The sequence below is a fragment of the Kitasatospora sp. NPDC093558 genome, assembly GCF_040683475.1.
Classification (GTDB): domain Bacteria; phylum Actinomycetota; class Actinomycetes; order Streptomycetales; family Streptomycetaceae; genus Kitasatospora.
This window is the reverse complement of sequence record NZ_JBFBDY010000037.1, coordinates 20,380-28,016: the sequence shown is the minus strand read 5'-3', so window position 1 is coordinate 28,016 and position 7,637 is coordinate 20,380. Positions and strand designations below refer to the sequence as shown.

Below are 7,637 nucleotides of genomic sequence, written 5' to 3'. Positions count from 1 at the left end.
GGGGGGGCCCCCCCAATGGGCGGGGGCCGGGGGTGGCTTTGCCTCGCGCGCCCGCTGCTTCTGTCAGCCGGCCTGGCTCAGGCGCAGTGTCACCAGCTCGAACGGGCGGAGTGCCAGCTCCACCGTGCCGTCGACCAGCGTGACGTCGCCCCGCGTTCCGTCCCACGGGCGTTCCAGCAGGTCGCACGGCTGGGCGCCCGCGAGGGGGAAGGACGTGGTCAGACGGCCCCTCGTGCGGCCTCCGTTCGACTCGTAGATGCGGACGATCAGGTCGCCGCTGCGGTCGTCGGCGAGTTTGACGGCGCTCACGACCAGGGCTTCGTTGTCGACGGTCAGGAGGGGGGTCACCGTCTCGGCGCTTCCCGTGACCCTCCGTTCGGGGAGGCCGATGCGGTAGCCCTCGCGGACGGCGTCGGTGATGGTGGCGCCGGGGACGAGGGCGTGGTGGAAGTGGTGCGAGCCCTGGTCGGTCTTCGGGTCCGGGAAGCGTGGGGCGCGCAGCAGTGAGAAGCGGACGGTCGTGGTCGTGCCGCCGTCGGTGTCGCGCACGGTCCGGGTGACGTCGTGGCCGTACGTCGACGCGGTGACGAGGGCGACGCCCCAGCCGGGTTCGTCGAGGTGGACGAAGCGGTGGTTGCAGGCCTCGAACTTCGCGGCCTCCCAGCTGGTGTTGGTGTGGGTCGGGCGGTAGAGGTGGCCGAACTGGGTCTCGGCGGCGTAGCGCTCGGTGTGGAGGTCGAGCGGGAACGCGGCCTTGAGGAACTTCTCGGTCTCGTGCCAGTCGACCTCGGTGTCGATGTCCAGGCGCTTCTCGCCCGCGTGCAGGGTGAGCGTCTGGACGACGCGGGAGGAGTTGAAGGAGCGCTCGATCCGGACGGTCGCCCGGTCCGGGGTGGCGGAGGCGGTGAGCGTGTCGACTTCGGTGAGGTCCGTTCCGGTGTTGCGGTAGAACTGGTCGACGTCCCACGCGTCCCACATGTTGGGGAAGTCGGGGTGAAGCTGGAGGAGGTTGGCCTTGGTGCCGGGGGCTACGGTTTCGCGGCCGCTTGCCACGTCGACGACGGAGGTGACGAGGCCGTCGCTGTCGATGGTGATGTCCAACAGGCCGTTGCGGAGGGTGAATCCGCCCTCGGGGCGTTCGGTTGCGGTGCAGCCGCCGGGTGTGGTGGGTGCCGGTGCGGCTCCGCCTGCGGGGACGGAACTGCGTTCGTGTGGTGCTGCGTTGAAGATCAGTTCGCGCTCGCCTGGGTTTCCGGCCAGGGCCTGCTGGGCTTGGGCGATGAGGGATTCCAGCTCGTCGGCGAGCTTTGCGTACGTCGCCTCGGCCTCGCGGTGCACCCACGCGATGGACGAGCCGGGCAGGATGTCGTGGAACTGGTGCAGCAGTACGGTCTTCCAGATGCGGTCCAGATCGTCGTACGGGTACGCCGCGCCAGTGCGCAATGTGGCTGTGGCGCACCACAGTTCGGCCTCGCGCAGGAGGTTCTCGCTGCGCCGGTTGCCCTGCTTGGTCTTCGCCTGGCTGGTGAGCGTGGCCCGGTGCAGTTCCAGGTACAGCTCGCCGACCCAGACCGGCGGGTTCGGGTACTCGGCCTCGGCCTTCGCGAAGAACTCGGCCGGGCGCTCCCAGTGGACCGTCGCCGAGCCTTCGATGTTTTTCAGGCGGGCGGCCTTGGCGACCATCTCGCGAGTCGTCCCGCCGCCGCCGTCGCCCCAGCCGGTCGGTGCGAGCGAGTGCCTCGCCACTCCCTTGTCCTTGAAGTTCCGTGCGGCGTGCGCGATTTCGCTGCCCTTCATCGAGCAGTTGTAGGTGTCCACGGGTGGGAAGTGGGTGAAGATCCGGGTGCCGTCGATCCCCTCCCACAGGAACGTGTGGTGCGGGAACTTGTTGACCTGGCTCCACGAGATCTTCTGCGTGAGCAGCCACTTGGAGCCGGCGTTGCGGATGATCTGCGGCAGGCCGCCGGTGAAGCCGAAGGTGTCGGGCAGCCAGGCCTCGTGGTTCTCGATCCCGAATTCGTCGAGGAAGAAGCGTTTGCCGTAGACGAATTGACGGGCCATCGCCTCCGAGCTCGGCATGTTGGTGTCCGACTCGACCCACATGCCGCCGGCCGGCACGAACCGGCCATCCGCCACGGCCTTGCGCACGCGTGCGTAGACCTCGGGGCGGTGCTCCTTGATCCACGCGAACTGCTGTGCCTGGGACATGGCGTAGAGGAACTCGGGCTCGTCCTCCAGCAGCGCGGTCATGTTGGCGGTCGTGCGGGCCACCTTCCGGACCGTCTCTCGCAGTGGCCACAGCCACGCGGAGTCGATGTGGGCGTGGCCGATGGCGCTGATGCGGTGGGCGGAGGGGGCGGCGGGTGCGGACAGTGCTGCTGTGAGTTCGGAACGGGCGCTTGTCGCAGTGGCGTTGATGTTTTGGAGGTCGAGTGTGTCCAATGCTCGCTCTACGGCGCGCAGGATCTCCCAGCGGCGGGCGCTCTCTACCGGGAGTTCGGCCATCAGCTCGCCCAGGACCTCCAGGTCGATCACCAGTTGCCACACCGTCTGGTCGAAGACGGCGAGGTCCATCCGGGCGAGTTTGTACTGGGGTGCGTGGCCGGCGGTTTCCTTGTCGCCCAACTCGGTGGGCAGGAAGGGGTGGTAGTCGAGGATGACCGGGTTGGACGCCGCTTCGACGTGGAGGACGATTGTTTCGCCGCCGGCTGCCGGGGAGGCGACCCGTACCCACTGGTTCTGCGGATTGAGGCCCTTCACCGGGGTGCCGTCCGGGCGGTAGACGAGGCCCTCGCACTGGAAGCCGGGCATGTTGGCGTCGAAGCCCAGGTCGATCAGCGCCTCGACCGTCCGCCCGGCCCACGCCTGCGGCACGGTTCCGGTGACGGTGAGCCAGCTGGTGCCCCACGGCGCGCCCCACGCGTCGCCGACCGTGATCGGGGAGCGCGGTGCGGCGAGGCCCTCGGCGACCGGGACGGGCTCGCCGGGTGCCGTCCAGATGCCGACGGTCAGCGGGACGGATTCGGGGTACACGGCGGGGCGGATGCGCTCGTCCAGGACGCGCTTGAGGCGGGACTCGACCAGGGTGCGGTCATCGTGCATGTCGGCAGGCTCCCTTGCGTGGCGGGACTGGTCGGTAAGAACGTACGTCCTTCGGGTGGACCACCTCGGTGATTCCGCGCGCGGCCAGGTGGGCCGGGTCGTCGGCGTGTTCGGCGAGGACGGTGGTCGGGCGGGCGCCCTCCTCGGTGAGGTGCATGAACGCCTCGAAGACGGCGCCGCCGGGCCCGCAGACCGATCGCCGTGGCGCCGTCTTCTCCTCGCCGGCGGCGATCACCACCGCTGTCGTCCGCGGCTTGGGTGGCTGCCACGTGCTCCGTGCCTCGGCCGCTGCCTCGGCGAGTCGGGCGCCGGCCGGCTTGACCGTCCGGTCGGTGGTCAACAGGCCCAGTCCGTACTCGAGTTCGGGGAAGTCGGCGAGTGAGCGGTCGACGTCGTGTGAGCACCACCAGGTGACGCCCCACAGGTCCGGGCAGTCCAGGACGGCCTCGACGGTCGCTCCGGTGAAGCGGGCCGCGTCCTGCGGGGCGATGTGCGGGGCCGGGGCGCCGACCTCCTGGAGCCAGACCGGGCGGGCCGGGTCCTCCGCCCACGCCTTGGCGAGCTCGACCAGGTAGGCGGCGTGCTGCGCGGTCGCGGTGGACGCGGCGCCGTAGCGCTGGGCGGTGCCGTTGAACACCCACGAGTGCACGGCCGTGGCGGCGCCGATCCGGGCCGAGTGCCACGGCGTGAACGGGTGTCCGTCGAGGTAGTACGCGGCGTCGTAGGAGGCGTGCAGGTGCAGCCGGCCGGGTGCGCCCTCCTCGCACGCGGCGAGCATCCGGCGCAGCCACGCGTCGGCCTGCTCGGGGGTGATCCGGTCGGGGTCGGGGTGCGGGTCGCCGGAGAACTGGTTGATCTCGTTGCCGAGCGTCAGGCCGAGGAAGTTCGGCCTCTCGCGCAGCGCCTCGGCGAGGGTGCGCAGGTAGGCGGCCTGGCCGTCGAGGACGTCGGGGTCGGTGAAGAGGTTGCGCCGGTGCCAGGTCCGGGTCCAGGACGGCAGGAAGTCGAAGCTGGAGAGGTGGCCCTGGAGTCCGTCGACGGCGACGTCGAGCCCGCGCTCCCCGGCGGCGTCCACGAGTGCGGCGAGCTGTTCGACGGCGCGCGGGCGGATCAGCGTGCGGTTGGGCTGGAAGAGCGGCCAGAGCGGGAACACCCGGACGTGGTCGAGGCCGAGCGCGGCGACCGAGTCGAGGTCGGCGCGGACGGCGTCGAGGTCGAAGTCGAGCCAGTGGTGGAACCAGCCCGCGGTCGGGGTGTAGTTGACGCCGAAGCGCGGGGCCGGAGGGGTGGTGGTCACGTGGGCATCCTCGACGAGTAGACGGGACGGTGGGGATCAGCCCTTCACGGCTCCCTCTTCGACGCCCTTGAAGAAGAAGCGCTGGCAGGCGGCGAACACCACGACGATCGGCAGGAAGGCGATCATCGTGCCGGCCGCGATCAGCCGGGGGTTCGCGGAGAACGTGCCGTTGAGGTACTGGAGTCCGACGGTGAGCGTGTACTTCTGCGGGTCGTTGAGCACGATCAGCGGCCACAGGAAGTCGTCCCAGGCGCCGATGAACGTGAAGATGACGATCACGCTGAGCATGCCGCGCACGTTCGGCAGCCCGACGTGCCACAGCCGCTGCCGGACGGTGGCACCGTCGACCAGGGCGGCCTGGTCCAACTCGACGGGCACGGCGGCGAACGCGGTGCGCATCAGCAGCACGTTGAGCATCGCGAGGGCGCCGGGCAGCGCGACGCCGACCAGGCTGTCGGCGAGTCCGAGGCTGCGCACGAGCACGTACTGGGAGACGATCGTGACCTCGCCGGGCAGCACGAGCGTCGCGAGGAACAGCCCGAGCAGCAGTTTGGCGCCGCGGAAGCGCAGCCGGGCGAGCGCGTAGCCGGCGAGGGTGCAGCCGACGACGTTGCCCGCGATGCAGATCGCCGCCACGATCACGGAGTTGAGGGCGTAGGTCCACACCGGGATGGCGTCGGCGACCTTCCCGTAGTTGCCGAAGGTGAGGTCCGCGGGGAAGAACTCCGGGGTGCGGGTGTAGACGTCCTCGCCCGGGCCCTTGAGGGAGGTGGACAGCTGCCACAGGAACGGGCCGATGACGAGGAGCAGGACGACGGCGAGGAGTGCGTAGCGGGCTGAAGTCTGAGCGGGGGAGGGGGTGTTGAAGCCCCGGGAGCGGCGTGGCGTCATCGCGGTTCAGTCCGCCTTCCGGTTCAGGCGCATCAGGAGCAGCATCGGGCCGAGCGTGATGACGAACAGCAGCAGGCTGAGCGCGGAGGCGTAGCCGAGGTGGCCGGTGAAGCCGCGGCTGTACATCTGGATCAGCATCACCACGGACATGTCCCGACCGCCGGGCCCGCCTTGGCCGTTGGAGAGCACGTACAGCTCGGAGAAGACGCGCAGCGCGCTGACCGAGATGAGCACGGAGACCAGCACTATCGTCGGCCGCACGCCCGGGAGGGTGACGTGCCACAGGCGGCGCAGCGCGCTCGCGCCGTCGACGGCCGCGGCCTCGTGCAGTTCGCGCGGCACGTTGGCGAGGGCGGACAGGTAGATGACCATGTAGTAGCCGAGGCCCTTCCACGTGGTCAGGGCGATCGCGCTGAAGAGGAGGAGCCACCGGTCGGTGAGGAAGGAGACCGGGGTGTCGGCGAGTCCGCTCTGCTGGAGGAGGCCGTTGACGAGGCCGCGGTCGTCCAGCACCCAGCCCCAGATCAGCGCGACGACGACGGCGGAGGCGATGACGGGGGTGTAGAAGGCGGTGCGGAAGAAGGTGATGCCGGGGATCTTCCGCTGGACGAGGAGGGCGAGCAGCAGGGGGAGGACCGTCAGCAGGGGCAGGCAGACCAGCATGAAGACGATGCTGTTGAGCAGGGCGTCGGCGAGCTGTTCGTCGTCGAGCAGGCGTCCGTAGTTCTCCAGGCCGGTGAACCGGCCGCCGCCCAGGGGCTTGGCGTTGGTGAAGGACAGGATCACCGTGTTGACGGCCGGCCACAGGTTGAAGACGGCCAGCCAGAGTATCGCGGGCCCGGCGAGCAGCCAGGGAGTGAACCAGCGCCGGTGGGTCATGCGGGGGATGCCTTCCTGGGGGCCGGGGCGTGTCCGGTGGCGGGAGCGGCGGGTGGGGGTGCCCGCCGCTCCGCCGGGGCAATGCGGTCAGCCTTTGAGCAGCTTGTCGCACTGCTGGACCGCGGAGTCGAGCGCCTGCTTCGAGCTCGCCTGGCCGCTGATCGCCAGGGCGATCTGCTGGTTGATGACCGTGCTCATCGCGTCGTCGATCACGACGGGCTGGATGAGCTTCGCCTTGGCGAGCGAGGTGAAGGCGATCACCTTGGCGTCGCCCGCGTTGGTGCCGTCGCTCCGGCTGAAGAACGGGTCGTTCGCGGAGGCCTTGGTGGACGGGAAGACGCTGGTCAGGTGGGCCAGCGCGGCCTGGTTCTCCGCGTTGGTGACCCAGCGGGCGAGGGCCACGGCGGCGGCCGGGTTCTTGGTGCTCTTCGGGATGGACACGCCCTGGACGTACAGCGGCGGCGTGTTGAACGCGGCGGACGGGACGACCTTCGGGGCGAGCGTCGGATTGTCGGTGGCGAGCGAGGTGATGTAGTTGGCGCCGGCGGTGGTCCAGGCCGCGGTGCCGGAGTTGAACAGCTTGCTGTTGCCCGCGTAGGTGTTGGTCAGGACGTCGTTGGGCAGCAGGCCCTCCTTGAACGCGTCGCGGTACCTGTCGAGCAGCGCGGCGGCCTCGGGGGTGTTGAAGGTGAAGGACTTGCCGTCGTCGGCCAGGATCTTCACACCGGCGTTGTAGAGGTCGCCGATGCCCGGTTTGCGGCTCATCAGGTAGGTCTTGCCGCCGGACTTCTCCTTCACGACGCGGGCCTGGGCGATGAGGTCGTCCAGGCCGGCCGGGAGCTTCTTCGGGTCCAGGCCGCTCTGCGTCAGGAGGTCCGAACTCCAGTAGTTCACATCGGTGTTGAGGTACCACGGGTAGCCGTAGACGCCGTCCTGGCCGGCGAAGCGGTAGGCGTCGACGCCGCCGGCGACGTACTCGTCGGCGAGCTTCGGGTCGGCCTTGGAGACGTCGAGGAGGAGGTCCTTCTTCGCCAGGGGGAGGGCGAAGTCCGGCGGGAGGTTGACCACGTCGGGGAGGTCGCCCGCAGAGGCCTGGCTGAGCACCTTGTTGGAGTAGCCGTCGCCGGGCTGGTCGAGCCAGTCGACCTCGACGCCGGGGTACTTCTTCTTGAAGCCGTCGATCACCCCCTGCATGTAGTCGGTGAACTTCGGCTTGAGCGCCCAGGTTTGGAGCGAGACCTTGCCCTTGACCTCGCCGGTGGCCGCCGCACTGGCCACGCTGTCGCTGTTCTTGCCGTCGTCGGAGCCGAGTCCGCAGCCGGTGAGCGCGGCGGCGGTGAGCGCCGTTGTCGTCAGTGCCGCCCAGATTCTTCGCATCGAGGGTCTCCCGGTCCAGGGTGGTGGTGGGGATGCTGCTCAGTCGTGCGTGCACAGGGGGACTACTAAACCGGTATAGCTATTCCAGGGA

5 protein-coding genes are annotated in these 7,637 nt (G+C 69.6%); all 5 read right to left on the bottom strand.

Translation table 11 applies throughout. The features are described 5' to 3' along the window. Positions 1–63: 63 nt before the first annotated feature. The 5 genes from AB0O00_RS06860 to AB0O00_RS06840 all read right to left on the bottom strand — a co-directional run bounded on the left by AB0O00_RS06860 (position 64) and on the right by AB0O00_RS06840 (position 7,546). Positions 64–3,102, bottom strand: coding sequence for a glycoside hydrolase family 38 C-terminal domain-containing protein (locus AB0O00_RS06860; RefSeq protein WP_363649045.1), 3,039 nt, complete (start codon positions 3,100–3,102; stop codon positions 64–66). Next, positions 3,092–4,399, bottom strand: a complete 1,308-nt coding sequence (locus AB0O00_RS06855; RefSeq protein ID WP_363649044.1) for a glycosyl hydrolase — start codon at positions 4,397–4,399, stop codon at positions 3,092–3,094. Before AB0O00_RS06855 ends, AB0O00_RS06860 begins: the two co-directional genes overlap by 11 nt. Before the next feature lie 36 nt (positions 4,400–4,435). Next, a complete protein-coding gene (locus AB0O00_RS06850) occupies positions 4,436–5,290 on the bottom strand; it encodes a carbohydrate ABC transporter permease (RefSeq protein WP_363649043.1) in 855 nt (284 codons plus the stop codon). Positions 5,291–5,296: 6 nt separating this feature from the next. Then, entirely contained in the window at positions 5,297–6,169 is an 873-nt protein-coding gene (locus AB0O00_RS06845; protein WP_363649042.1) for a sugar ABC transporter permease, read from the bottom strand. Positions 6,170–6,256: 87 nt separating this feature from the next. Beyond that, positions 6,257–7,546, bottom strand: a complete 1,290-nt coding sequence (locus AB0O00_RS06840; protein WP_363649041.1) for an extracellular solute-binding protein — start codon at positions 7,544–7,546, stop codon at positions 6,257–6,259. Positions 7,547–7,637 lie beyond the last annotated feature (91 nt).